The following is a 25,919-nucleotide window of genomic DNA, read 5'->3' as shown; positions in this document are numbered from 1 at the left end:
GTTAGATTGTTGTTGCGGTTTTAAACCATGCAGTCAGCAGTTCGCGGTCTATGTCATTTATCGTTTTTAGCTTGATATGGCGCATGTCCTTGCCGGTGCCTTCCAGCCGATTATCCGGGTCTTGCAGCTTCTGAAAGTTAAAGAAACCCAGCGTAACATAGGCCTTTGCCGTTTTAAGGTAAGCAAAATCTTTATCAGCTCTGAAAACTGGCCGGCTCCACTTAAATTCTTCGGTTACATTCGGTATGGTATCGAGGATGAGCTGGCGTATCGTTTGCAGGATTTCCTGCTGGTTGCCGGAGTTGGTGATGTAGTCAGTTACTTGTGGGTGCATTGGGATTTACTTTTACAAACTATAAATAGAGATTGGCTGACTATTTTATTAATTCTGTTTCTAAAGTGGTTTCGAGAGCCTTGCCATTTTTAATGCTTATCTGATAAGCCTTATCGTCCTTATTCTGAGAAACTACTCTTTTAAGCTTATTGTTTTCGAAATACAAACCTGCCGTTTCATCGCAGGCATACCCGGGAAGTAATTTACCTTCCTCAATCATTTTAAGGTACATTGGTCTTCTGTTCTTTTCAGAATGATAATGTGGGCAGTTACTTCCTTTTAAAAAGCCTAATCCTTTTACAGTTGTCAGCTGAACCGGACGAGAATCTGAAAGACCTTCCTCAAACCAGCAAATTGCTCCGGCGCTCGGCCCCGTTAAAACAACCCCATTTTCCCATGCCTTTCTTAAAATTTTATCAATGCCATGGGCTTTCCACAACGTCATAGCATTTAGTGTATTTCCGCCTGTAACCAGTATCGCATCCATTTTTAGAAGTGTATCTTCAAAGGGTACGTTCTGCTCTTCCGAAGAAATGAACACCTTTTGAGCATATGGCTGTAACGGTAATGTTTTAGCAATCTCAAACCATTTTTGAATGTAAGCTTCACTGTCTCCCACAGGAGTTGGTAAGAAACACACTTTCGGATTTTCTTTACCTGTGAGTGAAATCAGGTACTTTATGGTTACCGGATCGTAGCCACCACCTGTCAGAAAAATCTTCCTTGTTACATCCGAAGACTTTCTGAACAATTCCTCATGATCTATTACTGTAACTCCGACAGTTGCAAACGTGGTATTTTTTATAAAATCTCTTCTTTTCATATGTGTTTTAACTGTCAGCCAGGTAATGTAAAAGTAAAACCGAAATTCATCAGCACTTCATCCAGGATATGCTTAGTTATGTATGATCAAAATAAGTGGATGAAAATATAGGATAACCCACTTGCAAGTATAGTAATTATAGAATATAAGAAAAAGAACTGATAAAGCAGTGGCAGATGAGTATAAACTATAAACGCCCTGCCACTTTTCAGTAGCAGGGCGTTTTGTAACTATAGCTAACTATAGTTTAGTAATCGTCACGCTCGATGGCGGCTACACCTGGCAGGGTTTTACCTTCCATGTACTCCAGCAGCGCACCGCCACCCGTCGATACATAGGATACCTTGTCGCCATAGCCAAACTTGTTAACCGCTGCAGCCGAATCGCCACCGCCGATCAGTGAGTAAGCACCCATGCGCGTGGCATCTACTACGGCATCGGCCACAGCTTCGGTACCCACCGAGAAGTTCGACATCTCGAACACACCCATCGGGCCATTCCAAAGTATAGTTTTAGAGTTGCGGATAACGTCGGCGTACATTTCGCGGGCTGTTGGTCCAATGTCTAGGCCCATCCAAAGCGGTTTAATGTGGTGGCTCAGGCTGGTGTCAATATTGGCTTCGTTGCTGAATGCATCGGCAATCACAGAATCAACCGGGATCATCAGATTTACACCTTTTTCGCGGGCCATGGCAATCAGGCGCTTCGCCAGGTCAATTTTATCTTCTTCCACCAACGACGAACCGATCTCGCCGCCATCTGCCTTCACAAACGTATAGCTCATACCACCGCCGATCAGCAGGTTGTCCACGCGGTCCATCAGTTTTTCGATGATCAGGATCTTATCTGAAATCTTAGCACCACCCATAATGGCTGTGTAAGGACGCTCTGCATTGCCCAGCACACGACGCGCGTTGTCTAACTCAGCCTGCATTACGTAACCCATTACTTTGTCTTTCGGGAAGTAGCGGGCAATAACGGCCGTAGAAGCGTGCTCGCGGTGAGCCGTTCCGAAGGCATCATTCACATACACATCGCCCAGGGTAGCCAGCTCTTTTGCAAAATCGGCATCGCCTTTTTCTTCGGCTTTATGGAAACGCAGGTTTTCCAGCAACAAAATTTCACCTGGCTTTAATTCCTGCGCCAGTTGTGCCGCCTGTGGGCCAACGCAATCTTCCGCAAAAAGCACATTGGTGTTAAACTCCTGCGACAGACGGCTTACCAAATGCTTTAATGAGTACTTCTCTTCTGGTCCGCTCTTAGGTCTGCCCAAATGCGACATCAAGATAACAGCGCCGCCATCGGCTAAAATTTTCTGAATGGTAGGTACAGCCGCCCGGATACGGGTATCGTCGGTAATGCGGTAATCGGCATCGAGGGGCACGTTAAAGTCTACCCGTACTAGCGCTTTTTTGCCGGCAAAGTTATACTGGTCAATCGTCTTCATGAGGTAAGGTTATAGTTTCATTTCTTGTTTACGTTGTTCGAGTTTCAGCTTATTTTGTTGCTGAAAGTTCTAAAGATGAGCAAATATAGTGAAAGGAAAATGTTTGAGTTAGAAAGTTAAAAAGTTTGGAAGTTAGAAAGTTTGTCTGAATCAGGATTTTCTGGATTAATGGATTTACAGGATTGGGGCTTCTGATGTAGTTGGAGCTATAGTTTCATTGTTACGGTTTGTTATCCCCCGCCCCCTTCTAAGGGGGACTTTCTTCTACTACTATAGTTTCAAACCATGAGCAGGACAGGTTTACCTGTCCCTACGGAACTATAGCCACGAGAAAAATCGATCTGCTTTATCCAAGAGACATATAGCAAACTATAGTTAGAGCAACAACTATCGAATGTATTATCAGTCTTTGGGTTGAGCGCCTTTGACTTGTTGCGGTGGCGCAGCCAACCCGAGCAGAGTGAGGGTAGCAAGAAGGCAGCAGCGCGATGCCCGAAGACGGGGCCCCGCGGCCGTGAGCGCACCAAAGCAACTATAAAAAGATAGGTAAGTAAAGCTCCCAGGATTACAGTCAACTATAAAAGTACGGCTTGGTTCCAGCAGTAAGCAAAGTAAACTATAGCAACAGACGCTAGCAGGAGCTGCGCACACTGCTAGGTCATTACAAACTATAGGCTGAGATAGATTTCTCGCAACACTCGAAATGACAAGAAACGGACACATAAGATGTCTCGACTTCGCTCGACATGACATTTGTTTATACTATTGAACCTATACTTCCAGTTATAAATTCTAAATAAAACCCTTACCTTTTAACCCTATTAATAAACGCTTCCAATTTATTACCTTTGCAGGAATGAGAGTAGGAATAATTTTCGGTGGACCATCACGTGAACGTGAGATCTCGTTTGCAGGTGGCCGTACGGTTTACGATAACTTAGATAAAGCCCTCTTTGAAGCCGTTCCGGTGTTTGTGGACAGCTTGGGCAACTTTATTTTGCTGGATTGGCAGTACATCTACAAAGGTACGATCCGTGATTTTTACCCGCCAGTGGATGCGTTACCCCAGAGCGAGCACAGTTTGCAGGTGTACCTGGAGTCGTTGGGTGAGCTAAGCATTGAGGAGCAGGACGAAATTATAGCCAAAGCAGGTAAGCGTCTGCAGCCAAACGAGTTCCGGAATCATTTCGATTTTGCGTTCCTGGCGCTGCACGGGCCTTACGGCGAAGATGGCAGTATTCAGGGTTTGCTGGAGTGGTATCATATTCCTTACTCTGGTTCAGGTATCCTTCCGTCGGCGATCGGTATTGATAAGGTGGCGCAGAAGGAAATGCTGAAACAGCATGGCTTCCCGACACCGGATTACCGCATCATCAACTATAGCCAGTGGTCTGAGAAGCAGAACCGACCGCAGATTTTTGAGAAACTGGTAGCTGACCTTGGCTTGCCGCTGGTTCTTAAAGCACCGCACCAGGGCTCATCTATTGGCGTTTCTATTATCAAGGAGAATGACTTTGCTGCTTTTGAGCAAGGTGTAGAGCGTAGTTTCTTTACCAAAACCATTTACAAAGCACAGTGGATGGCGATGGGCGAGGAGAAGCAGCTTATGAGCATCAAGCAGCTGGTAGATATTCGTGAAGGGATCGGTATGCCGGTGCAGCTAGAGGATGGAACTATAGTTTACCACCCGGAAGAACTGCTCAACCACATCAACGACACGTTTAATACAACTGCCACTGACAGCATCACGCTTACCAACATTGAGCATGAGCAGCAGGTGTTAGTAGAAGCTTTCATACGTGGTAAAGAGTTCTCGTGTATAGTTGTGCAGGACGAGCAGGGTCAGCCAATTGCCTTGCCACCAACCGAGATCGTGAAGGGCAGCGAAGTGTTCGATTACCGTTCCAAATACCTGCCGGGCCTGAGCCGTAAAATTACGCCAATTAACCTGCCAACTGAGCAGATCCAAACTATAAGACAAGCTACCAGCCGCCTGTTTACAGCCTTCGGGTTCAATGTGTATGCGCGATTGGATGGCTTTATTACCGATAACAACGAGATTTTCCTGAATGACCCGAACACTACCTCAGGTATGTTGCCGTCGTCGTTCTTCTTCCACCAGGCAGCTGAGATCGGGCTGAACCCGTCGCAGTTCCTGACTTACATTATCCGCACCTCAGTTGCTGAACGACTGAAGACCGGCAAAGACACCGTAAAGCTGACCAAACTGCTGGCTGAGCTGGATAAGAGCATCAAAGAAGAGCAGGCACATCGTCATGATAAGATCCGTGTGGGTGTGATCATGGGTGGTTACTCGTCGGAGCGCCATATTTCGGTGGAGAGTGGCCGTAACATCTACGAAAAGCTTTCTTCGTCGGTAAAGTATGAGCCGGTTCCGGTTTTCCTGACGGGCAGCAACGAAGAGCACCGTTTGTACTCCATCCCGATCAACATCATGCTGAAGGATAATGCAGACGACATTAAAGAGAAGGTGCTGTACTTTGAGAATGGTGGCAAGCCGCACCCAGTGTTGGCCCAAATCGCAGAAGAAGCTGAAAGCATTACCCGCAAATACACCGGCAACACTTTACAGGAGCCGCAGCGCATCAGCTATAGCCAGCTAAAGAACCTGGTTGATGCGGTGTTCATTGCGTTACATGGTCGTCCTGGCGAAGATGGTGCTTTGCAGGCGGAACTGGAAAAACTATACATTCCGTATAATGGTTCTGGTATCCGCTCGTCGCAAATAACAATCAACAAGTACGAAACCAACGAAATACTTGGCAAACATGGGGTGCCGGTAGCCAAGCACCGCATGGCCTGGAAAGAAGACTGGCAGAAAGACAAAGAAGCATTCTTCCAAACTATAGAAGCTGAATTTCCTTACCCTTTCATTGCTAAGCCAGCCGATGATGGTTGCAGCTCTGCTGTGAAAAAGATAAAGAACCGCGCCGAACTGGAAGCCTTTACCACCCTGATCTTCCGCGAAATGGAAGAACTGGACACGGATTGTGCGCGTACGCTTTCGCTCGGTTTTAAAGAAGAATTCCCAAACAAGCATGGCTTTTTAGTTGAAACGCTGATCTCCAGAAATGGCGCGAAGCACTTCCTGGAAATAACCGGCGGCTTACTGACTACCCATGCACCGGATGGCAGCGTGAACTACGAAGTGTTTGAAGCATCAGAAGCACTGGCGGAAGGTGAGGTACTATCTCTGGAAGAAAAATTCCTGGCTGGTGAAGGACAGAACATCACACCTGCGCGTTATGCCACTGACCCGGAGCGCCGTCAGAAAATATCAGACCAGGTAAAAGAAGACCTGAAGCGTGTGGCCCAGATTTTGAACATTGAAGGCTATGCCCGTATCGATGCTTTTGTGCGTGTGCTGGAAAACGATGAAGTAGAAACGATCATTATAGAAGTAAACTCGCTGCCAGGCATGACACCGGCAACCTGTATCTTCCACCAGACCGCCATTAACGGCTACAAACCATACGACTTCATCGACCGCATCCTGACCTACGGTGTGGAGCGCACCAAAATGAAAGCGACAGTATAGTTTGGGAGTTTAAGAGTTAGAAAGTTTAGGAGTCCTTGTAGTTAGAAAGTTAGAAAAGTATAAGTTAGAAAGTTGATTTATAGTTGATTATTGTAGAGATGCAATATTTTCGTCTTTGACTATAGTAGACCCAACAATTTAACAATCAACAATACAGCAATTAAAAAATGTTAAAAGCGAATTCGTTTGCCGATGTACTAAAGCATCTGGCTGTTATGGCGGTTATAGTTGGGGTGCTGGTGATCGGCTTCTTCTATGTTTACCTGCCTTCGTCTACCAACCATGGCGAGAGCGTGCCGGTGCCTAAAGTTACAGGTATGCTGCTGCCCGATGCCGAAGCTTTTCTGGAAGAGCAGAACCTGCGATTTTTCATCAACGACTCGAGCTACAACTCAGATCGCAAGCCCTTCGAGATCCTGACCCAGGATCCGGCTCCGGGTGCGCATGTAAAGGAAGGTCGCAAGATCTACATCTCGGTGAACATGAAAAATCCGCCGATGATCAAAATGCCGAAGCTGATTGACGGCTCTGTGAAGAATGCTGAGCTGATCCTGAAAAGCTACGACCTGAAAGTAGGTAAGATCACACCAGTGCCGGACCTGCAGAAAAATGCCGTGCTAAAGCAGTTTGTAAATGGCAAAGAAGTAGCTCCCGGCGAAAGTATAGCGAAAGGCTCTGTAGTAGACCTGCACGTTGGAGATGGTCTGGGTAACACCGAGTTTGAAGTACCGGATGTAGTGGGAATGCCTGTAGATGAAGCCTCGGTGCTGCTGGCAGGGCAGGGGCTGCAGATCGGTAACATTCTATATATGCAGGGTAGTGGCGAGCCAAATGGTACGGTACTAAAGCAGCGTCCGTTTGCCGAAGTTGGTGCCAAAATCCGTGTCGGAGAACTGGTAGACCTGTGGGTGGCTGGTTCAGAGCCCATCGAAACGATAGAATAAAGTAAGAGCACATATAGCAACGCCCGCCAGAAATGACGGGCGTTGCTGTTTTAAGCCGATTTATAGTTACCTGTTTTCTAATTTTGCGTACACCAAGTGCTGTGCAGCAAACCGTCAGCAGCCCATGCCAGATTCAGCAAAACCGCGTATAAATAAACAGGTAAAATTACACTCGTTTGGAAGCCGGAATTCGCCGCTCGTTATTGATGCTGAGACCATCAGCTTTAAAGGCAAACAATTAAGAATAAAGGAGATAAATGGCATTTTGTATTGGGTTAGTCCGGTGGTGTTTTACCATTACATGATCGGAAGGCGCTACCATATCGGTTTCAGAACACCCGACGATCAGCTAGACATTGTTTTCAGGAGCTTTTTTGGCTTTTCGAAAAAGTACTTTAAAAAGCTTTGCAACAAGATACTAGATGCTGTCTGGGAGCCGGTAACCGACAACATTCTGCAACAGGGTATAGATGCATTACGTGCCGGCAAAGCAGCAGATTTTGAACAGTGTCAGGTAAGTGCCGAAGGCGTATACCTCTGCAGAAAGCAACTCCTGATTACTTGGGAGGACCTAGTATACGAGAAAATGTACAACCGCCTGGTGCTCAACAGTAAATCCGATCATGCAGTTTTTACGAACCTCGAGTTAAGCAAATGCTGGAATGTGGATGTACTAATTACGCTACTAGACTGGCTAACCGAGCAGGGCGGCCTGAAAGAAATACAGCAAACAGGTGCTAAACCTGGTACCGCAACGTTGTAAACTTGGCATTTAACCGATAAATTTCTAACTTCTTAGCTTTACACACTGCCCATTCCTATGAAGAAAATTCTGCTGCTCGTTTTTATACTTTGCAACTATAGCTTTGCGGCATTGTCGCAGGCTGTTTTAGTGCCATTAACAACAGAACAGCGGCAGCAGAAAACTATAGTTACGCAGCGCAGCGCAGCCTCTGAAGCAGCAGTTAGCTTACCCTTCTTCGATGATTTTGCAACTGTTACCGGTACTCCCGACCCAGGCCGCTGGATTAATGGTGGCGTATTTGTGAACAACCGTTATGCGGTAGCACCGGTTACTAAAAATGTAGCAACCTTCGACGGGCTGAATGCGGCTGGTCAGCCTTACATGGCTGGCGCAACCACACCCGGCCCTTCTGATACGCTTACTTCACAGCCCATCCGCCTGGGAGCACTGGCACCCTCAGATTCGGTTTACCTGAGTTTTTACTGGCAGGCCGGTGGAGCAGGCGATGTGCCCGATCGAACTGCAGAAAATTCTTTTAACATGGTGCTGGAGTTTAAAGACAACAGCGGTAACTGGCAGCAGGTGTGGCGGCAAAACGCAACTGGCCAGGCCACTGATTTTGCGCAGGTGTTTATAGGAGTTAAAGAGACAAGGTATTTTCACGATGGATTTCAGTTCCGCTTCCGGAATAACGGCTTGCGCAGCGGCCTGCTTGATATCTGGAACCTGGATTATGTAGAGCTGAACAGAAACCGACGCAAAGGCCAGAACACGACCGGAGATATCGGCATAAGCAGAACTGTTTCGCCATTGTTACGCAACTATACCGCCATGCCGGTGCACCAGTTTCTGGAGAACCCGGAAGCTGCCCTGGCCGATACGGTTTCGGCAACGCTGAACAACCTGGGCAATGTACCGGCCGCCATTAGCTGGAGTGGTTTTGTGAAACGCGATGGAACGGCTACAGTAGACACTTTTTTGATCGGGCAGGCTCTTGTTCCGCCTAATGCCAGGCAATACGAAATCGTAGGTACGCCTCGCGTCAGTAACCTGTCACTACCCTCAACCGGTTTTACTTTACTGCACGGCATCCGGCTGAATACCGAAGAACAAAACCCCTTACAGGCAGCCAACGATACCACTTTCCGACGCACTACCTTCGCCGATTATTATGCTTATGACGACGGTACCGCCGAAGCAGGTTTTGCTTTTCTGGCCAATGGAAATGTGACACAGGTAGCCATGCGTTTCGAACTGAATCGTGCCGATCAGGTTCGTGGTTTTAAGATTTACTTCCCAAGAATTCTGCCACTACACGAAGGCAGAACAATTTCTGTGCGTATCTGGGAAGATAATGCAGGGCTGCCAGGGCGCGTGCTGCACCAGCAGACCTTTGAGGTTCAGTATACTGCCAATGAGAATGAATTTTACGAAGTAGCCCTAAACCAGCCGGTACCGGTTGATGGCATCTTTTACCTGGGCTGGAGTCAGCCTGCGAACCAGTTCATTAACTTCGGTTTTGACCGGAACAGTAATGCACCCGGTACCCGCTTTTTGTGGACCAGCCAGACCAACTGGCAAGCCGATACCTATCTGGAAGGCGCAGTTATGATGCGTCCGCTAATGACCGGCCAGGCACTTGGAATAGAAGACGAAGACCCGGCCGCTGCAACTATAATCCTTTACCCGAATCCAGCCAATGGTAGGGTGCAGGTAGATGGTCTATACAAAACTATAACTGTATTTGATGTAACTGGCAGGCAGGTGCATACACAACAGCGAAATGCTCAGCTAAATAGTGTAGATTTGCGTCATCTGCCATCTGGTATGTATACCTTCCGGATCGACACAGGCAAAACTATCATTACCCGAAAAATAATACTAACACTATGATCACCACAGACATCACCGCTGAAGAATTAAAAACACGCCTTAACAATGGCGAAACTCCTATAATTATTGATGTGCGCGAAGACTGGGAATACCAGGAGAGCAATATTGCCGGCGCACAGAACATTCCGCTTGGTACGTTGCCACAGCGCATCGAAGACCTGGAAGACCTGAAAGAGCAGGAAGTAATTGTGCATTGCAAATCTGGTGCACGCTCTACGTCGGCGAAGGCTTTTTTACAGCAGCAGGGCTTTACCAATGTGCGTAACCTGCTGGGCGGTATACAGGGGTACCAGGCTTAAGTTCAGGGGTACCAGGCTTAAGTTAGCGATACCCAAACTATAGAAAGCCGGTGCTACTCTTGGTAAGTAGCACCGGCTTTTGTTTTTTATTCTATAACGAATGGTGTAGGCGTAAAGCAGAGAATGAAGATGATGAATGCGATAATGCCCAACACCTTCCGCAAAGGCGTGAGCGGTCTCTCGTTAGGGCAGGACGGGTGAAAAATCCCCATGATCCTGGAGAGCACCAGTCCAAACAGTAACCAGCCACTATAGCCATCTGCTTCCGGAAACAGGAACGAGATCAGGAACTGAACTATAAGGAGTACAGCGGCCGCATACAACGCAAATCGGAGCTTCGGAACTGCAGGCTGCAACACAAATACCAGGTACAGGGCGTAAGTCGGCCAGATCCAGAAATAGCCGGCCCAGTCGGGTAAAACAGTGGCAAGGGTGTACTGCAGCATCAGCATGAGCAATGCGCCAAACAGGCTTTTTCGTCTGTCAGCAATCAGCTTTCGGAAGGCCCAGTAGGTGAACGGCACAAAGAAAATCATCAGCTCATCGGACCACAGCGGCGTGCTGTGCGGCGATACGACTCCCAGGCCGGCGTATAGTATAAACAGGGCAAAAAATATAGGGGAGAGCCTGTTAAAGCGTTTATAACCCAGCAAACCATACAGTATATGTCCGCCATCCAGCTGCCCGATCGGGAGCAGGTTTAGCGCCGTGAAAAACAGTGCCAGGTAGCCAGCAAACAGCAGCGGGTAATGAATGATCTCGTAAGCATTTGGCACCAGGGCTGGGTCTGTTGCTACGTATTGCTCAAAGAATACGAACAGCAGGTTTTTACCCAGCGAGAAATTGCCCAGGTTCTGATCATACACATACCTGGCATAATCGAGACCGTATTGCTGGAACTCCGGATGGATGGTAAAGATATGCTCGGGGGCAGGCAAATGCGTAAACCCATACCATAAAAGCGGAATCGCAACTATAAACCCAGCTAACGGGCCGGCAATCCCAATATCAAAAAACTCCTGGCGCGAGTAAATGCGGCTCTTGATGCGGATAAATGCCCCCATGGTGCCAATGGCAGCCGTTATGCCAAACCAGAGCGGTATGTAGTAGGGCAGCGTGACACGCGTTTTATAGTACCTGGCCGTAAAATAATGCCCAAACTCATGCACGGTAAGCACACCCAGGAAAGGCACCGAAAAGTAGAGCCCGGCCAGCAGTTCAGCCCAAGTAAGGCTACCGGTCCAGGTAAAGCTCTCCGGCCCCAGGAAAAACAGCTTGCCCGTCATCCATTCTGCGCCGGCTATAGTTGTGGTAATTAAGGTAACTATAAACAGGAGCAAATGCAGGCCATACTGCCGCTGCTGTTTAGTTAACCTCATCCTTGAAGAACTGGTTTATAGTTAGCGGTGGCTGCAGATGCAGTGTATGCAGGCCTACTTTACGCGCGCTTTCAATATGCTGTATGCTGTCGTCAATAAACAAGGTTTCAGCTTTGTTCAGGCCGTTCTGTTCCAGTATCAGCTCAAAAATAGCGGCATCGGGTTTGCGCTTCCCTACCAGATGCGAGTAGTAGCTTTGCTCAAACAGCGAGTCCAGGTTCGGGATGGTGAAGCTTTCTGCTACTATCTCGTTAAACTTTTTGAGGTGAATGGCATTGGTGTTGCTCAGCAGGAAAAGCCGGTACTTTTTGCCCAGTTCCTGCAGCAGCTCAATGCGCTCCTTTGGGATGTCGAGCAGCATGGCGTTCCAGGCGGCATCAATTTCTTCGTCGGTAGCTGTCAGGTTGTATTCCTGGCGCAAGCTGTCGCGGAACTGCTGGCAAGTGCTCTCGCCGGTCTCATACAAATCAAACAGGCGAGACTGTGCTTTCTGGGTAAACTCCATGGCTGTACCGGTCTTGCTATAGTTCAGCAGCTCATGTAAACTCTTTTGGTAATCTATGTTAATGATCACTCCGCCCAGATCGAAGATGATGTTTTTGATATTTTGTAATTCCACAGAAAAATTTTTGGGTTGCATTTGAAAATCTCGATACAAATATGTAGAATTGCACTCCCAAATCAAAGGAAGCGCTTTTAAAGGGTTTCTGATAACAGGGAACGGGCCTATAGCTCATTCGGTTAGAGCAACTGACTCATAATCAGTAGGTGGCTGGTTCGATTCCAGCTGGGCCCACTTAAGATCAAGCACTTACATCGTTTATTCGTAGTAAGTGCTTTTTTATTTGCCTGCAATTTGCATACAAACCGCATAGCAGCAGCCCCATAGGCCTAACCTTAGCTTTGTTCGGTTACGATGTTTTGGGTATTGAATGTGATATAACTCCAGATTTCCCGCATGCTACTTCAGCCGCTCCCTGTACTCAAGATGACGAAGGGGGGATACAGATGCTTTTACTTTACACATTGCTATTTTTCGGTTTATCTTGATAAGCCCGGGCCATAATGCGTTTGCAGCGAGCTGCCAATCTGTTATAGGCGTTCATACCCAATTGCTCGTTCAGCACTTTTAAAACAGTTGTTATTTCGCGCGTGCCTGAGTGCCATAAGCTTTCCAGCGGAAGAAGAAGTTAACTGTCGTTTGGGCAGGGGTAGAGGCATGTCTTGCTTTCATGTTTGGCTATCGTGTTCAGTTGTAGTGTATTAAAATTTAGCGATATTTATACACCCTTTCTAAGGTATGCTCTAACCACAACAGGTTTTGCTTTAGGGAGATATGGCACTTTTGCAGTCTTATTAACTATAGCAATCAAACTATAACCCCTCATGAAAACAAAACTACTCTTGCTGCTTGCCTTGCTGTTCGTGTTTGGCGGCTGTTCTAAAGATGAACCGGCTCCGGAGAGAACCTACCTACTGCGTTACAAAAAATCTCAGACCACCTTACCCGATGGCGGCTACCTGAACATAGATTTAACCTATATATACAATGAAAAGGATCAGATTGTGTCGATTGATGGTGCTACCGTTAGAAAAGGGACAGATGAAATAGGAACTACAACTATAGACTATGACTCGCAGGGTAGGTTAACGTATGCTGCGAATAGCTCAGGCACAACCTGGACCATTACCTACAATGCCAAAGGCCAAATAGATAAAATTGTAAAAAGGAATTTATGGTCAGATACTTCAATTCAGGAGTTTTTTTACGATAATACTGGCCAGTTGATACAACTAAGCACATACCGGCAAAGAGGAAGAATCATATCACAGATAAGCACACATGTGTATACCTTATGCAGCTAATAACACGGTGAAAATAAAGAAGGTAGATTCTTCAGGAACTGAAAACAAGGAGTATTCTATCACTACCGATACTTTTAAAGGAAGCTTGCCTTTTCTGCAACACCAGATCTCAATGGAATTTTACGCATACGAAGTAGTGCCCGAACCTCTCCTGACCCCGCATAATATTCTGAGCAACGAAGTAAAAGATGTTATCCTCAACCAGAAAATGGGTGAAAGCTATACGTCTACCTTTATTTACAATGAAGGTGGGTACCCAATAACAGCAGTCAGAACTTTTGAAGATAGCTCAGTAGAAAATATCCAGTATATCTATACCAGCAGGTAGCAGTTCATTACTTGAAACAAAAAAAGCCGCTCCATTTTAGGTGGAGCGGCTTTTTTAAATGGCTGTTGTCGTTTCAGAACCTGACGCCACTGCTATAGTGCGGTTTTACTTCAGCAACTTATGTGCAGAGACTAACCTGTGTGTAGGAGAGCTTTCAACAGCCTGCTGAATAGTAGCTAAATGCCCAGCCCCATAAATGACCAGAATGCGGTCGTCAGGGCTTTCGGTGATGCGCTGGATGTTGCGGAAAATGCGCAGGTTGCGGCTGAACCAGCTGGCATTGTACCAATCTACACCTGTATAGTCGTATGGTTGCTCTTCATACTGAAAGGCGTCCCGGAAATAGTTCTCGTGCTTGCGACGGATGTTTTCGGGATTGTTGTACTTCAGAAGTACTTCGTAGAGGGTGCCTTTCTGGTTATAAATGGCATCGTCAATTTTGCCACGCTCTTTCGTTTTGGCCTGCATGTAGGTCCAGAACTTTTCTAAGCGCTCTTTCTTATCGTCACGCACATCAAAATTTTTGGCTCCGGGCTTCACAAAGGTATCCAGGTCGCCCCAGGCGTTGATGCAGTACACGCGTTTATGCCCCAGTTGCTTTGCCAGCCGGAACGCCAGTTGATCGATCTCATCTGCCTTCAGCTCGTAGCGGCCCTCCAGGTAAGCCTGGTACAGCGAGTCTACTTTTGCCTGCTCTTCCGGGAAGGTTTCGATAGCAATTTTGGTAGGCTTGAACTTTGCCAGTTTGCCCGTAATTTTCTGTATATCCTGCTGACTTTCGGGTGTCATCACGTCCATCTGATCCTCCTTTTCAGTTTTGATGACATCGAGGTTGCGGTGCGAGAAGTGGAAGGTGCCCAGCAGCATAACCTGTGCCTGTTTTTCTTTCTGAGCTTGTTTTTGAGCTTCGGCAGGTGTAACGTAACTTCCTGCCAGCAGTAAAGCGGCGAGTACTAATTTTTTCATAGTGGTTAGATTCGTTTTGATAATAGATGAAAACAGGTGGACGTTGGTTGCCTCAGTCAGCAAAGCGAACTATAGTTTTTCTGCTGTTGTCCGATTTGCAGCCTGTGCAATGCAGCGCGTGCGTGTTTTATTGCGGTACAAAGTTGTGGCGCTGGTGACTACCGTGAAATAGACAAACCGGCGCTTCTCCTGCACAATTGTGCATGCTGGCCCGAAAGGCTTTTACCGGAGAGAAAATCTGTAAATCTTTGGTAAAACAATGTAAAAGCCTGGCGAGTGGGAAGCGCTACTTTTGCCGTACAAACTAAAACTATGGAGACGACAAAGATCTACATCAAAAACATGGTATGCGACCGCTGCCGGCGTGTGGTAGAAGAAGAACTGTCAAAGCTGGGCTATACGGTGCAGCAGGTGGAGTTAGGCGAAGCAGAAATTACCGGCGAAATCACCGACCTGGAAACTATAAGAAAAGTGCTGGCAGAAAATGGGTTTGAGTTGCTGGACGACCGCAAGGCGCGCCTGATAGAGCAAATAAAACTGGCCGTGATTGAGCTTATACATAAGCAGGGCGAAGCAGGCATGCACCTGAACATGTCGGAGTACCTGGCCCGGAAGTTGGGGGTGGATTACAGCACACTAAGCACCCTGTTTTCGGCTACGGAAGGCGTTACGATAGAGAAGTACGTGATCCTGCAGCGCATTGAGAAGGTAAAAGAACTGCTGGTTTACAACGAGCTAAGCCTTAAAGAGATTGCCTATGAGCTGGGCTATAGTAGTGTGGCGCATTTGTCGAACCAGTTTAAAAAGGTAATAGGTCTTACCGCCAGCCATTTTAAAGAGATAAAAACCAGTAAACGCAAGACCATAGATAAGGTGATATAACACAAAAAGCCAGGCGATTACCTGGCTTTTTTTCATGTATAAACTATAGCTTAAGCCGGCACAGCAGTGGTAGCTTCCGCCTGCTTTGCTTTCTGGTTAATGGCTTTGTTGATGTAATACATAGTGCCCATGGTGATGAGCGTCGAAAGTACGACCAGGTAACCGATCAGGTCGTAGTGTTGCAGGGTGCCATCTGATGTTTGTACCACAATCAGGCCGGCTAACACGGATGCTACCCCTCCTGACACCTGCTGCACCGACGACTGCACACTCATGTAAGCGCCACGGTCGGCTGGCTCTGGAATGGCACTCATCAAAGCAGAAGCAGACACCATGCGCGACGTTGCCCCGATAAAGATAAGCACGTTCATGAGCAGCACCAGCCAAAGCGGCGAAACACCCATAGTGCAGTAAATTCCGGTTACTATCATGGTAATAACAGAGCCCCAGGCAAAGATCTTGTACTTGCCCAACTGGTCGCTGAGTTTACCGGCGAGCGGTCCGGCGATCATAGCGCACACACCGGTCACCATATAGATCATCGGCAGGTCTTCTAACGAGATGCCCAGGTTATACACGGTAAAGGCACTGGCAAACGGCATCAGCATAAAACCACCTGTAGCCAATAACACAATAGCAGCAAACCCTTTTAAATAATGCCTGTCGGATAACACATGCACCAGGTGCCCAAAGGCTTTGCGCTCGGTTTGTAGTTGCAGGTGGGCCGTGATCGGTTTCATGTAAACAACTATAGCTACAGCTGTTACAATACTGATACCTACCAGCGCCAGGAACGGCGCATGCCAGCCCCAGGCATTGGCAATGTATAAGCTCAGCGGAATACCCATTACCTGGCTCACGGCAAATGCCATCTGTACAAAGCCCATCACACGGCCGCGCAGCTGCATCGGGAACAGGTCGGTGATGATGGCAAAAGAGATGGAACCGATAACGCCGCCAAACAAACCGGTCACAATTCGGGCAACCAGCAGCGACACGTAATCGGGAGACAGGCCGCACATAAGCGTGCCGACGATAAAGCCTGCATAAAATATGAGGAGCAGCTTTTTGCGGTCGAACTTATCGGCGAAGCCTGCCGCCAGTAAACCCGATGCACCGGCACTGAAAGCATAGGCCGATACCACCCAGCCAAACTGTTTGGGCGTGATGGAAAGCTCTTTGATAAGTTGTGCCCCCAGCGGCGAGAGCACCATAAAATCTAAAATGATAGTGAACTGCAGGATGGCAAGGATCGCCACAACAAATACCTGGTATTTGGTAAATGCCTGCGGAGTACTGGTAGCCGGATCAGCGGCTTCGGCCGGAGCCTGGTTGGAATCTTTCATAGTTTTTTGAGAAAATGCGTGCTGGCTGGCAACATAAAGCAGCTGCCAACTATAGTTTAAACCTGATTTTTTCAGGGGAAGGTGCAAAAGTACCAATCTTCCGAAAAATTTCCAGTGTTCTGAGAAACTCTGTAACAGATAGCCTGAATTGTATAAGTGAGCCGGCGAGCAGATCAGCTTCCTTTGCAACTATAAACTATAGCACAGATAAAACTATGAAGATCATTTTAGTAGGTGCCACCGGCACCATTGGCCGCCACCTGCAGCAAACACTCGCCCCAAGTCACGAGCTATTAACTGCCAGCAGAAGCAGCTCTGTTAAAGTAGACATCACGCAGCCCGACAGCATCTGGGAAATGTTTGAAACGGTAGGCAAGTTTGATGCACTGGTTTCGGCCACGGGGCATGGGGTTTTTGCCAGCTTACCAGACCTGCGCACCGACGACTTTTACGAAGGCATTCGCAGCAAACTGATGGGGCAGATAAACCTGGTACTAATAGGCCAGCACTACATAAATCCCGGCGGCTCCTTTACCTTAACTTCCGGTATACTAGCCGAGGAACCCATACGTGGCGGCACTTCGCTGAGCATGATCAACAGCGCCCTGCACGGCTTTACTATGGCCGCCGCCACCGAACTGGAAAACGGCGTGCGCCTAAACACCGTCAGCCCCGGCCTGGTAGAAGACTCTGTGGCAACTATAGGTGCCAGTTTCCCGGGGCACAACCCTGTACCCATGCATCGGGTGGTGAATGCTTATGTAAAAAGCTTAGAAAGTGCGCTGACGGGGCAGGTGCTAAAGGTGTATGGGTAAACTATAGTTTTCTTTTCACCACTTAAAAACTAACCAATTGCTACAATCAGACTTGTGACCAATTGTAAGAAGGCAACAGGCGCCCAGATGCGCTCGATCTTACTTGGGGTGATGGTATTCATAACCGTACCCAACACAAAAAAAGCAACAACAACCCAGATACCTATCGTTGCAACTGTTTTTAATTGTGGTAGCAATACATCTGCTTTAGATAAAACGATAGCAGCAATAAAACCCAGAACCAGCATGTTGATCATAGCAACCACCCGCATTTTTGATGGGTACTTTCCGGGATATTTTCCGCCCATAGAAGCCGCTCCCCATGGTGCTCCCGCTGCCAGACACGCCTGAAAAATGATGACAATTCCGGTTAGCACCGCGAAGACTATAGCTGATACAGATTCGATCATAGTTGGAGGGTTGATAGTTGAAGTTTTATAAGTTCACTTTCATTAAAGTAGGCACATTTGAATGTCTCTTCAAAGTTGAGGTTTCTAAAAGTTAAAATTTTAGAAAGTGCGTTGAATGGAAGGTAATCAAGGTATATGGATATGGGCTATAGTTGTTGAAAATGAAACCCGCCACGCAGGGTTTGGACTTCGTGGCGGGTTTGTATAGTTCAAATATGAAATTATTAGAGCAGAGACTGACTCTATCAAGTAGCTATTCGTTATTCTTTACCTTATTACTTAAGGTCTTGATGACTTCAAGTAAACTTTCAGAGAATTTTGGATCATAGGATTGACTCTCTATACCAGAGAAGGATGAAGGCTTATCAATATTCCAATGTTGGAACACCTCCTTGACATCATTATGAGAATCTACTTTGTCTCCGTAAGCCTTAAGATAAAATTCGCCAAAGGATATAGCATGTATTCTGTCTGCATTTCTAAGTGCTTCATGCATAAATGATTTTCCAAGTGTAAAAGTGTATTTAGAACCTGCTATTAATAAACCAATTATTATTGTACTTTTTAAAATTGAAAGAATATATATGCCCCAAACTTGATTAGGGTACTCTTCCAGCAAACTTTGTATGTCAGTAATTGCTTTGAATCCTTGGATCCCGACTTGAATTCCCCATATTAATGTTATAAATCCAATGATGTAACATAAATAAGCTATCCACCGGTTGTGAAGTTCTCGTTTATTCAAGGCGTTCGTTGCATCTTTTATATAATCACCTGCCTTTATTTCAATTTGTTGTCTCTCTTGATTCTCATTTTCCTTTTCTGCTTCTTTCTTTCCTAAGAAGCTCGATATCGAATTATCAATTTTGTCAATAGCTTGGGAAAAGTTGATAGGATCTAATCTAATACAGTATAAGTCTTCAATAAAGCTAGGTATTGGAATAGCTCCGTATATAACAGGTATTATGAATTTCTTATTTGAGCTTTCTGCTACATAAGCTCTTGCCGTTCCAATCTCACTCACTACATATTTAGATTCTAAGCTTTTTTCTGTAATAAGCACCAACACTCCATCTGCTTCTTTCAAAGATTGTAGTAGAGCTTTTCGCCAATCTTGTCCAACTTTTAATACACTATCATCCATAAGAATCTCATGACCTCTTTGCCTCAATTCTTCGGTTATACTTCTAACTATTTGGACGTCTGTATGCTGATAGGATATATAAAGTTTTGCCATCGGTAGCAGTTACAAATAAGTTTTATCTATTTAAATTTAATTAGTTATATGTAAGCAAATATAGGTATATCTATATATATAATATAGGAGAATGAAAATGAATATTATTCTGGTAAATTTTCTGTCGGTTTTGCGGTAAAAATCATCACGCTAAATCCTGCAACTCTCCCCCAAAATTCTGTAACATCCCTGGCCTGCACACCCGCTACCTTTGACATGTTCAACAAAATAAAACTACAAGAACATGAAAGAGCTACAATTCAAAACCAACATCAACTGCGGCGGCTGTGTGTCTAAGGTAACGCCGGTGCTGAATGCCACCGAAGGCGTTTGCGAGTGGAACGTGGACACCGCTAACCCAGGCAAAGTACTCACCATCAAAACCGATTCGCTTTCAGAGCAGGAAGTGATTGCAACTATAGCAAAGGCCGGCTTCAAGGCAGAAGCGCTCGGCGAATAAGTGTCCGGTTAAACTATAGTTACAACCCGCCCCAGCCTGCAGAATTGTGCAGTAAAACAGTCACTTTGTGCATTGAGCCACGGGTCACAACTATAGACCTTTGCACCGCTGAAACAAAGACCGGTCTCTTCGCACAGCGCACCTGGTAGGTCCCGAAACAAAGGGCCACTGCCGTCAAAATAAAGTCAACCAGAACGATAAACCTTAAACTATAGCTGCCCCTGAGAAGGCGGCCAGCTGCCTTATTCCCAATGTTTTACAGACAGAACTATGAGAAAAGTACTACAAACCACCCTTGCAGCAGCAGCTTTTAGCACGCTGCTTCTCCAACAGGCCCATGCCCAGATTGACCTGAGCTTTCCGGCCACGCCAAAACCGGATACCACGCAGGCGGGTAAGCCCTATTTCCGGTCGAGTATAAACGGCATTATCACGGCATCTGGCTTTGTGCAGGATGGCACCTTTGGTATGGGCGATGGCGCTATTACCATGTGGGCCAACCCGAAACAACCTGCCCAGGACGAGCACCAGTTTGGCGGCGATCTGCGCAAGACCTGGCTCATTTTTAAAGGCACAGCCTACAACCTGCCGCACGGCATTACCGCCACTGGTCGCGCCGAAATAGACTTTTTAGGTGGCACCGCAGGCGCAGGTGGTTTTGCCGACGAGAACCTGTTGCCGCGCGTGCGCCTGGCCTACGTGGAAGTTCAGAAAGGGCAGACCAGGTTAAGGTTAGGCCAGAACTGGACCCCGATGGTAGCGCACTTCCCGAACTCGATTACACACTTTGCCATGGGCTACGGCTCGGCAGGTGGCATTGGCTTCCGTAACCCCGGTCTTTTCCTGTACCAGGGCCTGAGCAGTCCAACCTCTGCCACCAAAATACGATTGGACCTGGCCGTGTTCCGTGGCTCCTGGACCGGCCCGAAAGCCGAAGCCGATGGACGCGATGAAGGAGAGATAGGTGTGCCGCAAACCGAGGTGGGCCTGAACATCAGTAACCAGACCCAAATCCTGAAATGGGAAGTAAACCTGGCCACACACTACGACCGCAAACGCCTAGTGCTGGGCGACGAACGCCAGAACTTAGCAGGAAAAGCCGTGCAGGCAGGCACAAAGCTCGTGTACGGCGGCGCAACCTTACAGGGCAATGCGTACTGGGGCCGCGCCATCGGCCAGAGCTGGGGCCAGCTGCTGCAGTTCGGTGACATAGAAGGCTATGGCGCCTGGGGACAGGCAGGGTATAAATTCGGCAAACATTTCAGTGCCTGGCTGATGTATGGACAGGACAACCCGAATAACACTGACGTGTTAGCCGAAGTGCCCGGCAACGCCCGCCTGAAAAATGAGATCATTGTGCCAATGCTTCGCTATGATGTTGGTCCGCTGGGCATTGCCCTGGAGTGGTACCGCGCCAACACCGACTGGCGCCTGCTGGAGAACGGGCAGGAAGTGTACAAAACCACTTCTGCTAACCAACTGGCACTGGGCGCACAGTTTGTATTCTAACCGTGAAAATTTTTATAGTGGATTCAGCTTAAAACTATTCAAAATTCATTCAATCACTCATTCAAAACTAAATCTATAAAACCATGAAAAATTCAACTGTAAACACCTTTGTACTTGTCTCCCGCATCCTGATCGGGATTACATTTCTGATAGCCGGACTGCATAAAGCGCTGTTCTGGGATGGCCCGGCCATGTGGATGGCATCAAAAGGGCTGCCCTTTGTGCCCCTGTTGTTAGGTACAGCTATGGTTACAGAACTAGTAGGTGCCTTGCTGCTGTTTGCCGGCATCAAAGTAAAACAAACCGCTATAGTGCTTATTCTGCTGATCCTGCCTATGACGCTGCTGATGCACACCTTTTGGAACATGGAAGGCATGATGCAGCAAACGGCCATCATGGACTTTATTCAGAACATCGCCATTGTGGGTGGGCTGGTAGCGCTGGCTGCAGTAGCACATCTTTCATCCAAACAATCCATTTAAATAGAACACCTCAAAAGCAAAGGCCGCTACTGTTTGGTAGCGGCCTTTGCTTTTGAATATACCGGAGATTTAGCTTTAGCGTAACTTGTGTGATAGCATGGCACCTTTTTAGCTTTTGTTCTGTGCGAGCAGAAAACTATGGTTTTGCTGAAGTCTATGGCTGGGAAAATCTACAGTTGTGTTTTTAACTATGGCGCGAGCGTCCTCGCTCGTGTCGAACTATAGTTAGGCCTCTGGCCCAGTTGGATCACAGATCCAACTTTATAAGTAAGTCACGGATCAGAGATCCGCGCCAGCTTGGAACTATAGCTTAGGTACTTTTCTATAGTTGTGGCTATAGTTTTCTTTGCTTTTCCAAAGCAAAGCCAGCTACAAAATGGCTGCCATGCAAAACCACAAGTTATGCTATCACTAAACTTGCGGTATTAAAACTTATCCCTCAAAAATTCTCAGGTAGCGCTCCACCGATCTTCTGAATGCCTCTTTTGCCCCAGTCTGTATCAGTTGCCCGTCGAAAGCGCCGTGGATGGTATCGAACGTCAGTGGTTCTATACGGCTGCTAATCTGTTTGATAGCTTTTTGGGGTAGCGGCACCAGGTTGGGGTAACTATACATCATCGATACATGCCGGCGGTCGCGGGCAACGTACAGGGTATCGCCGGTGAGCAGGGTGCCTTCGCCGTGGTGGGGCAGGTACATAACGGTACTTCCATCAAAATGTCCGCCTGTGTGCACCACTTTCATTCCATCCCATAGTTGTAGTTCGTTGCCTTCCCATAGTTGTAGGTGCTTGCTTTTGTCCTGTATCCATTGTTTGTCAAGTTGGTGCAGGTAAAGGGGGCAGTTAAAGGCGGCGGCCCATTCGGCCATTAAACTATAGTAGTGAGGATGCGAAATGGCAATGGCTTTTATGCCACCCAGCGCCTTGATGTAGGTTATAGTTTGCTCATCGAGGTAAGGAATGCAGTCCCACAACACGTTGCCGCTTTTGGATACTACCAGGTGGGCTTTCTGTCCGATGGCAAAATCGGGTGTGATCTTCAGCTCATACAGGTTCTCCTGTAACTTTGCAATTTTTATGCTGTGGCCTTTTGCTAAGTTATTGTAGCTGGTCCAGGTCTGGCCGCCGTCGCCTACATACTGGCGCTCGTCGGTGCAGATAGGGCAGGTGTCGGTAGCTGTTTTGGAAGTGGCGTAGCGGGTGCCGCAGGTGGCACAGATGTTCTTCTGTTGCGGATCTCGGACAGTGAGTTTTACAGGCTTAGCACTACTACCTGAAAAGAAGTGGTGTGCAGGGCCGGGCAGGAGTAAAAGCGAAGAGCCCAGCAGCGAGTTTTTCAGAAATGATTTACGATTCATCATATGCTGTTTTACGAGATAACACATTGTTTAACAGCACAAATGTCTATAGTTAAGCGGCCGCCTTCAATGGACAAAGCCCCGCTTGTTCTGCACAATCAGGAACTTAGCTAACAGGTTCCAGCTCTTTGCTCCGGAAGGCCAGGGGAGAAGCGCCGCTGTTTTTCGTGAAGAAGCGGGTGAAGTAGGCGGCATCTTCAAAACCCAGCTGTGCCGCTATTTCTTTTACCGATAACTGGCCGTGGTGCAGCAGGCGCTTTGCCTCCAGCATCAGTCGTTCCTTTATCAGTTGGCTTACGTTTTTGCCGGCATATTTATGGGTGATCTCGTTCAGGGTGCGGGGTGACAGCGAAAGGGCATCGGCATAGTCCTGTACGGCGTGTTGTTGCTGGTAGCGTTCTTCTAACAGCTGCTTAAAAGTTCGGTAGGTTAGGTAGCGCGGCTCGGGGGCAGGTTGTGCTATCGTTTGCGTGTGTACGTCCTTCAGCTTATACACCTGCAGCAAAAAAATCTTCAGGTAAGAGGCAATGATCACTTCTGACAGGTCGGTTGGCTGTTTGTACTCCTGAAGCATTTTCTTCATCAGGTCGTCGAGCAGGGCTACCGCGGTAGCATCCAGGTGCAGTACGGGTTGCACGTTTATGTTATCGAAAATGCCATACTTCAACAGCAGGTTCTCGGCACCCGCTTCCACGGCAAACACCGACTCATTGAACTTGAGCACAAAGCCTTTAGTAGGACCATCTTTCCGGATCTGGTGAATGTGGCTGGGCTGCAGCAAAAACAGGCAAGGCCCTTTAAATTCATATGGCTGAAAATCGATGGTATGCAAGCCGCTTCCTTCGGTTATCCAGATGATCTCATAATAGGTATGGCGGTGGGGCGCTACACGTCGAAGTCCTGCATCGGGCGCATCCTGGTACGACGCAATGTAAAAATCGCGGAACTTGCTTTTGGTAAAGCTCTCTGCTTCGGTGAAAACAGGAATGGGAATGCTTGCCTTTGCCATAGTTTTATGTGTTGTCGCGGAAGTGATAAAGATAAAGAAGCTATCGTTAAATCTATAGTTTGTTGGCGTTGCTGAGCACAGGCTATAGTTTGGTTTTAACCCTCCAGCACTTCGGAGTTGGCAATGTTTGTGGGTGTGCCGTTGGCAAAAGCCACCACATTCTCAAACGCTTTCCGGAAGTATAGTTCGTAACTGTTCTGCTCCACGTAGCCCAGGTGCGGCGTACAGATCACATTGGGCAGTTGTAGCAGCGGGTAATTTTTGTCGAAGATCGGTTCAGTTTCATACACATCCAGTGCCGCAAAGCCGGGTCTGCCTTGCTTCAGGGCGTGCAGCAGCGCACCTTCTTCAATCAACTCGGCTCGGCTTGTGTTGACCAGCACTGCATCTGGTTTCATTAAACTTAGATCTGCAGCCGTAACTATAGCTTTGGTGCTTTCCGTCAGACGCAGATGCAGGGTTACCATATCCGCCTGCGCAAAAAAGGCTGCTTTGCTTTCAGCTGCCAGATACCCGTCCTGCACGGCCTGTGCTCTGGAGTTTTCGCTGCCCCACACGATAACTTTTGCCCCGAAGGCTTTCGCATAACCAGCTATCAGTTTCCCGATTTTTCCATAGCCCCAGATCCCGATCAGTTTTCCGTTTACTGTACTGCCAATGTTGGTTTGCCATCTGCCTTCTTTCATGGCTGCTATCGCCTGCGGTACTTGCCGGAGTGCGTTCATGATCAGCAGCCAGGTTAGTTCGGCAGGCGCAACCGGCGAGCCAATGCCTTCGGCTACGGCAATGCTATAGTTGGTGCAGGCCTGCAAGTCCAGGTGGTTGGATATTTTACCAGTCTGGCTAACGAGCTTTAGGTTGGGCAGTTGTGAGACCAGTTCTTCAATTATGGCAGTGCGCTCGCGCGTAAGTACCAGCACATCGGCCTCTTTAAAGCGCGAAACCAGGGTTGGTATATCCTTAACGGTATCGTTATAAACTGTAACCTGGTGGCCTTCCAGCAACTGAAAACAGGACAGCGAACGGACAACGTTCTGGTAATCGTCGGGGATAATGATGTGCATGGCGGTTGTGCATTTGTGCAAACAAAAATCAGCTTTATAAGCTTAAAGCACAACGGACAAAACAGTGCTTTACCTGGACAAAACTGCAGATCGTAAGTCAGCGATCAGAGCAAACTATAAACAGTTTAAACCCCTAACGATAGTATAGGAGCGAAACTTCAGCATCGATAACTTCTGAATTCCATTTATAGCTTTTCAGTAGAAAAGCGGGCTGCAGCTATAGTTGGGATGACTAACCTTTTCTATACTTTTTCAGCCATTCCACCGCGGGTTGTTCTTCAGTGAACATGCGGGTAGGGGTTAGCGGCTTGTTTACGTTTATGTAAAAATTAGCCATCATTTTAAGCACTGCCGAATGCACAATAATGGCATTTGCAGTAATTCCTTCACTACCATACACAGCTAAAAAGTCGCGGGCTTCTTTTGTGAGGTGTTTGATCTGCACAACATCAACCAGGCAAGGGTAAGACTGATGGTTGGTGAATTCCTTTCGGTCATTCACACAAATTTCAGCTACTTCCTGGTCAAAGTTTTCAAGCGTTTTATAATAAACATGAAGAATGCCATCTTGGATGAACATCTTCATATAAGGCGTTTCCTTTATGTTCTGATTAGAGTTCAAAACAGTATGATTAATAAATGAATCTGATGCCAGCATTAGGCTGGCATAAACAAGTATACTAAAATTAAATGATTCACATCAAAATCTGCATGTGCCTGAAATGATATTATACGCTCAAGGTGCTATAGTTTGTTAACAATA

25 protein-coding genes and 1 tRNA gene are annotated in these 25,919 nt (G+C 47.2%); 13 read left to right on the top strand and 13 right to left on the bottom strand.

Annotated elements, in window-relative coordinates; translation table 11 throughout:
• Position 1 precedes the first annotated feature (1 nt).
• From GXP69_RS16520 to GXP69_RS16510, 3 genes are all read right to left on the bottom strand, one after another.
• A complete protein-coding gene (locus GXP69_RS16520; RefSeq protein ID WP_163916350.1) occupies positions 2–334 on the bottom strand; it encodes a DUF1801 domain-containing protein in 333 nt (110 codons plus the stop codon).
• Between the two features lie 40 nt (positions 335–374).
• Positions 375–1,157, bottom strand: a complete 783-nt coding sequence (locus GXP69_RS16515) for a Type 1 glutamine amidotransferase-like domain-containing protein (RefSeq protein WP_163916348.1) — start codon at positions 1,155–1,157, stop codon at positions 375–377.
• Between the two features lie 247 nt (positions 1,158–1,404).
• A complete protein-coding gene (locus GXP69_RS16510) occupies positions 1,405–2,604 on the bottom strand; it encodes a phosphoglycerate kinase (protein ID WP_163916346.1) in 1,200 nt (399 codons plus the stop codon).
• Positions 2,605–3,460: 856 nt separating this feature from the next.
• Between GXP69_RS16510 and GXP69_RS16505 the strand changes: the two genes are divergently transcribed.
• The 5 genes from GXP69_RS16505 to GXP69_RS16485 all read left to right on the top strand — a co-directional run bounded on the left by GXP69_RS16505 (position 3,461) and on the right by GXP69_RS16485 (position 10,044).
• Complete coding sequence (locus tag GXP69_RS16505) at positions 3,461–6,163, top strand: D-alanine--D-alanine ligase family protein (protein ID WP_163916344.1); 2,703 nt, start codon at positions 3,461–3,463, stop codon at positions 6,161–6,163.
• A gap of 167 nt (positions 6,164–6,330) precedes the next feature.
• Positions 6,331–7,107: a PASTA domain-containing protein gene (locus GXP69_RS16500; protein ID WP_163916342.1), complete on the top strand. Its 777-nt coding sequence runs from the start codon at positions 6,331–6,333 to the stop codon at positions 7,105–7,107.
• Between the two features lie 124 nt (positions 7,108–7,231).
• The gene (locus GXP69_RS16495) at positions 7,232–7,870 is read left to right on the top strand and encodes a hypothetical protein (protein WP_163916340.1); all 639 of its coding nucleotides are present in this window, start codon (positions 7,232–7,234) and stop codon (positions 7,868–7,870) included.
• Between the two features lie 57 nt (positions 7,871–7,927).
• A complete protein-coding gene (locus GXP69_RS16490; protein ID WP_163916338.1) occupies positions 7,928–9,745 on the top strand; it encodes a T9SS type A sorting domain-containing protein in 1,818 nt (605 codons plus the stop codon).
• The gene (locus GXP69_RS16485) at positions 9,742–10,044 is read left to right on the top strand and encodes a rhodanese-like domain-containing protein (protein WP_163916336.1); all 303 of its coding nucleotides are present in this window, start codon (positions 9,742–9,744) and stop codon (positions 10,042–10,044) included. The genes GXP69_RS16490 and GXP69_RS16485 overlap by 4 nt, the downstream gene beginning before the upstream one ends.
• Before the next feature lie 86 nt (positions 10,045–10,130).
• On the opposite strand, the gene GXP69_RS16480 is transcribed toward GXP69_RS16485, so the two are convergent.
• Positions 10,131–11,423 carry a site-2 protease family protein gene (locus GXP69_RS16480; RefSeq protein ID WP_163916334.1) on the bottom strand — a complete coding sequence of 431 codons (1,293 nt, stop codon included), beginning with the start codon at positions 11,421–11,423 and terminating at the stop codon, positions 10,131–10,133.
• Positions 11,410–12,042: an HAD family hydrolase gene (locus GXP69_RS16475; RefSeq protein WP_163916333.1), complete on the bottom strand. Its 633-nt coding sequence runs from the start codon at positions 12,040–12,042 to the stop codon at positions 11,410–11,412. The genes GXP69_RS16480 and GXP69_RS16475 overlap by 14 nt, the downstream gene beginning before the upstream one ends.
• 103 nt (positions 12,043–12,145) lie before the next feature.
• Between GXP69_RS16475 and GXP69_RS16470 the strand changes: the two genes are divergently transcribed.
• The 3 genes from GXP69_RS16470 to GXP69_RS16460 all read left to right on the top strand — a co-directional run bounded on the left by GXP69_RS16470 (position 12,146) and on the right by GXP69_RS16460 (position 13,617).
• Positions 12,146–12,219: transfer RNA gene (locus GXP69_RS16470), tRNA-Ile, on the top strand.
• A gap of 590 nt (positions 12,220–12,809) precedes the next feature.
• Entirely contained in the window at positions 12,810–13,289 is a 480-nt protein-coding gene (locus GXP69_RS16465; protein ID WP_163916331.1) for a hypothetical protein, read from the top strand.
• Between the two features lie 7 nt (positions 13,290–13,296).
• Positions 13,297–13,617, top strand: a complete 321-nt coding sequence (locus GXP69_RS16460; protein WP_163916329.1) for a hypothetical protein — start codon at positions 13,297–13,299, stop codon at positions 13,615–13,617.
• A gap of 105 nt (positions 13,618–13,722) precedes the next feature.
• Here GXP69_RS16460 and GXP69_RS16455 read toward each other — a convergent pair whose 3' ends face one another.
• On the bottom strand, positions 13,723–14,583 hold the full coding sequence (locus GXP69_RS16455) for a DUF5694 domain-containing protein (RefSeq protein WP_163916328.1): 861 nt from the start codon (positions 14,581–14,583) through the stop codon (positions 13,723–13,725).
• Positions 14,584–14,895: 312 nt separating this feature from the next.
• On the opposite strand from GXP69_RS16455, the gene GXP69_RS16450 reads away from it, so the two are divergent.
• Positions 14,896–15,465 (top strand): AraC family transcriptional regulator, encoded by a 570-nt coding sequence (locus GXP69_RS16450; protein ID WP_163916326.1) that lies wholly within the window; start codon positions 14,896–14,898, stop codon positions 15,463–15,465.
• Between the two features lie 50 nt (positions 15,466–15,515).
• Here GXP69_RS16450 and GXP69_RS16445 read toward each other — a convergent pair whose 3' ends face one another.
• Complete coding sequence (locus GXP69_RS16445; RefSeq protein WP_163916324.1) at positions 15,516–16,811, bottom strand: MFS transporter; 1,296 nt, start codon at positions 16,809–16,811, stop codon at positions 15,516–15,518.
• Positions 16,812–17,026: 215 nt separating this feature from the next.
• On the opposite strand from GXP69_RS16445, the gene GXP69_RS16440 reads away from it, so the two are divergent.
• Entirely contained in the window at positions 17,027–17,626 is a 600-nt protein-coding gene (locus tag GXP69_RS16440; protein WP_163916323.1) for a short chain dehydrogenase, read from the top strand.
• A gap of 29 nt (positions 17,627–17,655) precedes the next feature.
• Here the strand turns inward: GXP69_RS16440 and GXP69_RS16435 are convergent, their stop codons facing one another.
• Both GXP69_RS16435 and GXP69_RS16430 read right to left on the bottom strand, forming a co-directional pair.
• Positions 17,656–18,036 carry a hypothetical protein gene (locus GXP69_RS16435; RefSeq protein ID WP_163916321.1) on the bottom strand — a complete coding sequence of 127 codons (381 nt, stop codon included), beginning with the start codon at positions 18,034–18,036 and terminating at the stop codon, positions 17,656–17,658.
• Positions 18,037–18,289: 253 nt separating this feature from the next.
• Positions 18,290–19,273, bottom strand: a complete 984-nt coding sequence (locus tag GXP69_RS16430; RefSeq protein WP_163916319.1) for a toll/interleukin-1 receptor domain-containing protein — start codon at positions 19,271–19,273, stop codon at positions 18,290–18,292.
• A gap of 244 nt (positions 19,274–19,517) precedes the next feature.
• Here GXP69_RS16430 and GXP69_RS16425 point away from each other — a divergent pair, with 244 nt between their 5' ends.
• The 3 genes from GXP69_RS16425 to GXP69_RS16415 all read left to right on the top strand — a co-directional run bounded on the left by GXP69_RS16425 (position 19,518) and on the right by GXP69_RS16415 (position 21,724).
• Positions 19,518–19,733: a heavy-metal-associated domain-containing protein gene (locus tag GXP69_RS16425; protein ID WP_163916318.1), complete on the top strand. Its 216-nt coding sequence runs from the start codon at positions 19,518–19,520 to the stop codon at positions 19,731–19,733.
• Positions 19,734–20,003: 270 nt separating this feature from the next.
• The gene (locus tag GXP69_RS16420) at positions 20,004–21,242 is read left to right on the top strand and encodes a hypothetical protein (protein ID WP_163916316.1); all 1,239 of its coding nucleotides are present in this window, start codon (positions 20,004–20,006) and stop codon (positions 21,240–21,242) included.
• Between the two features lie 83 nt (positions 21,243–21,325).
• Entirely contained in the window at positions 21,326–21,724 is a 399-nt protein-coding gene (locus GXP69_RS16415) for a DoxX family protein (RefSeq protein ID WP_163916314.1), read from the top strand.
• Between the two features lie 432 nt (positions 21,725–22,156).
• On the opposite strand, the gene GXP69_RS16410 is transcribed toward GXP69_RS16415, so the two are convergent.
• The 4 genes from GXP69_RS16410 to GXP69_RS16395 all read right to left on the bottom strand — a co-directional run bounded on the left by GXP69_RS16410 (position 22,157) and on the right by GXP69_RS16395 (position 25,742).
• The gene (locus GXP69_RS16410) at positions 22,157–23,086 is read right to left on the bottom strand and encodes an MBL fold metallo-hydrolase (RefSeq protein WP_235925788.1); all 930 of its coding nucleotides are present in this window, start codon (positions 23,084–23,086) and stop codon (positions 22,157–22,159) included.
• A 103-nt stretch (positions 23,087–23,189) separates the two neighbouring features.
• A complete protein-coding gene (locus tag GXP69_RS16405) occupies positions 23,190–24,092 on the bottom strand; it encodes a helix-turn-helix domain-containing protein (RefSeq protein WP_163916312.1) in 903 nt (300 codons plus the stop codon).
• A gap of 95 nt (positions 24,093–24,187) precedes the next feature.
• The gene (locus GXP69_RS16400; protein ID WP_163916310.1) at positions 24,188–25,156 is read right to left on the bottom strand and encodes a D-2-hydroxyacid dehydrogenase family protein; all 969 of its coding nucleotides are present in this window, start codon (positions 25,154–25,156) and stop codon (positions 24,188–24,190) included.
• Between the two features lie 232 nt (positions 25,157–25,388).
• Positions 25,389–25,742, bottom strand: coding sequence for a DUF7793 family protein (locus tag GXP69_RS16395; RefSeq protein WP_163916309.1), 354 nt, complete (start codon positions 25,740–25,742; stop codon positions 25,389–25,391).
• Between the last annotated feature and the right edge of the window lie 177 nt (positions 25,743–25,919).

Source organism: Pontibacter burrus, assembly GCF_010686685.1.
GTDB classification, from domain to species: domain Bacteria; phylum Bacteroidota; class Bacteroidia; order Cytophagales; family Hymenobacteraceae; genus Pontibacter; species Pontibacter burrus.
The sequence above is the reverse complement of the archived record's forward strand: the minus strand, read 5'-3'. Positions and strand labels throughout refer to the sequence as shown.

What these genes read in the sequence shown, in the direction of transcription:
- GXP69_RS16485 (WP_163916336.1), top strand. Translation starts at nt 9,742, where the DNA reads ATGATCACCACAGACATCACCGCTGAAGAATTAAAAACACGCCTTAAC.
- GXP69_RS16450 (WP_163916326.1), top strand. Translation starts at nt 14,896, where the DNA reads ATGGAGACGACAAAGATCTACATCAAAAACATGGTATGCGACCGCTGC.
- GXP69_RS16410 (WP_235925788.1), bottom strand. Translation starts at nt 23,086, where the DNA reads ATGATGAATCGTAAATCATTTCTGAAAAACTCGCTGCTGGGCTCTTCG.
- GXP69_RS16455 (WP_163916328.1), bottom strand. Translation starts at nt 14,583, where the DNA reads ATGAAAAAATTAGTACTCGCCGCTTTACTGCTGGCAGGAAGTTACGTT.
- GXP69_RS16505 (WP_163916344.1), top strand. Translation starts at nt 3,461, where the DNA reads ATGAGAGTAGGAATAATTTTCGGTGGACCATCACGTGAACGTGAGATC.
- GXP69_RS16445 (WP_163916324.1), bottom strand. Translation starts at nt 16,811, where the DNA reads ATGAAAGATTCCAACCAGGCTCCGGCCGAAGCCGCTGATCCGGCTACC.
- GXP69_RS16465 (WP_163916331.1), top strand. Translation starts at nt 12,810, where the DNA reads ATGAAAACAAAACTACTCTTGCTGCTTGCCTTGCTGTTCGTGTTTGGC.
- GXP69_RS16435 (WP_163916321.1), bottom strand. Translation starts at nt 18,036, where the DNA reads ATGATCGAATCTGTATCAGCTATAGTCTTCGCGGTGCTAACCGGAATT.
- GXP69_RS16515 (WP_163916348.1), bottom strand. Translation starts at nt 1,157, where the DNA reads ATGAAAAGAAGAGATTTTATAAAAAATACCACGTTTGCAACTGTCGGA.
- GXP69_RS16490 (WP_163916338.1), top strand. Translation starts at nt 7,928, where the DNA reads ATGAAGAAAATTCTGCTGCTCGTTTTTATACTTTGCAACTATAGCTTT.
- GXP69_RS16510 (WP_163916346.1), bottom strand. Translation starts at nt 2,604, where the DNA reads ATGAAGACGATTGACCAGTATAACTTTGCCGGCAAAAAAGCGCTAGTA.
- GXP69_RS16400 (WP_163916310.1), bottom strand. Translation starts at nt 25,156, where the DNA reads ATGCACATCATTATCCCCGACGATTACCAGAACGTTGTCCGTTCGCTG.
- GXP69_RS16415 (WP_163916314.1), top strand. Translation starts at nt 21,326, where the DNA reads ATGAAAAATTCAACTGTAAACACCTTTGTACTTGTCTCCCGCATCCTG.
- GXP69_RS16500 (WP_163916342.1), top strand. Translation starts at nt 6,331, where the DNA reads ATGTTAAAAGCGAATTCGTTTGCCGATGTACTAAAGCATCTGGCTGTT.
- GXP69_RS16495 (WP_163916340.1), top strand. Translation starts at nt 7,232, where the DNA reads ATGCCAGATTCAGCAAAACCGCGTATAAATAAACAGGTAAAATTACAC.
- GXP69_RS16440 (WP_163916323.1), top strand. Translation starts at nt 17,027, where the DNA reads ATGAAGATCATTTTAGTAGGTGCCACCGGCACCATTGGCCGCCACCTG.
- GXP69_RS16395 (WP_163916309.1), bottom strand. Translation starts at nt 25,742, where the DNA reads ATGAAGATGTTCATCCAAGATGGCATTCTTCATGTTTATTATAAAACG.
- GXP69_RS16420 (WP_163916316.1), top strand. Translation starts at nt 20,004, where the DNA reads ATGAGAAAAGTACTACAAACCACCCTTGCAGCAGCAGCTTTTAGCACG.
- GXP69_RS16425 (WP_163916318.1), top strand. Translation starts at nt 19,518, where the DNA reads ATGAAAGAGCTACAATTCAAAACCAACATCAACTGCGGCGGCTGTGTG.
- GXP69_RS16480 (WP_163916334.1), bottom strand. Translation starts at nt 11,423, where the DNA reads ATGAGGTTAACTAAACAGCAGCGGCAGTATGGCCTGCATTTGCTCCTG.
- GXP69_RS16520 (WP_163916350.1), bottom strand. Translation starts at nt 334, where the DNA reads ATGCACCCACAAGTAACTGACTACATCACCAACTCCGGCAACCAGCAG.
- GXP69_RS16430 (WP_163916319.1), bottom strand. Translation starts at nt 19,273, where the DNA reads ATGGCAAAACTTTATATATCCTATCAGCATACAGACGTCCAAATAGTT.
- GXP69_RS16405 (WP_163916312.1), bottom strand. Translation starts at nt 24,092, where the DNA reads ATGGCAAAGGCAAGCATTCCCATTCCTGTTTTCACCGAAGCAGAGAGC.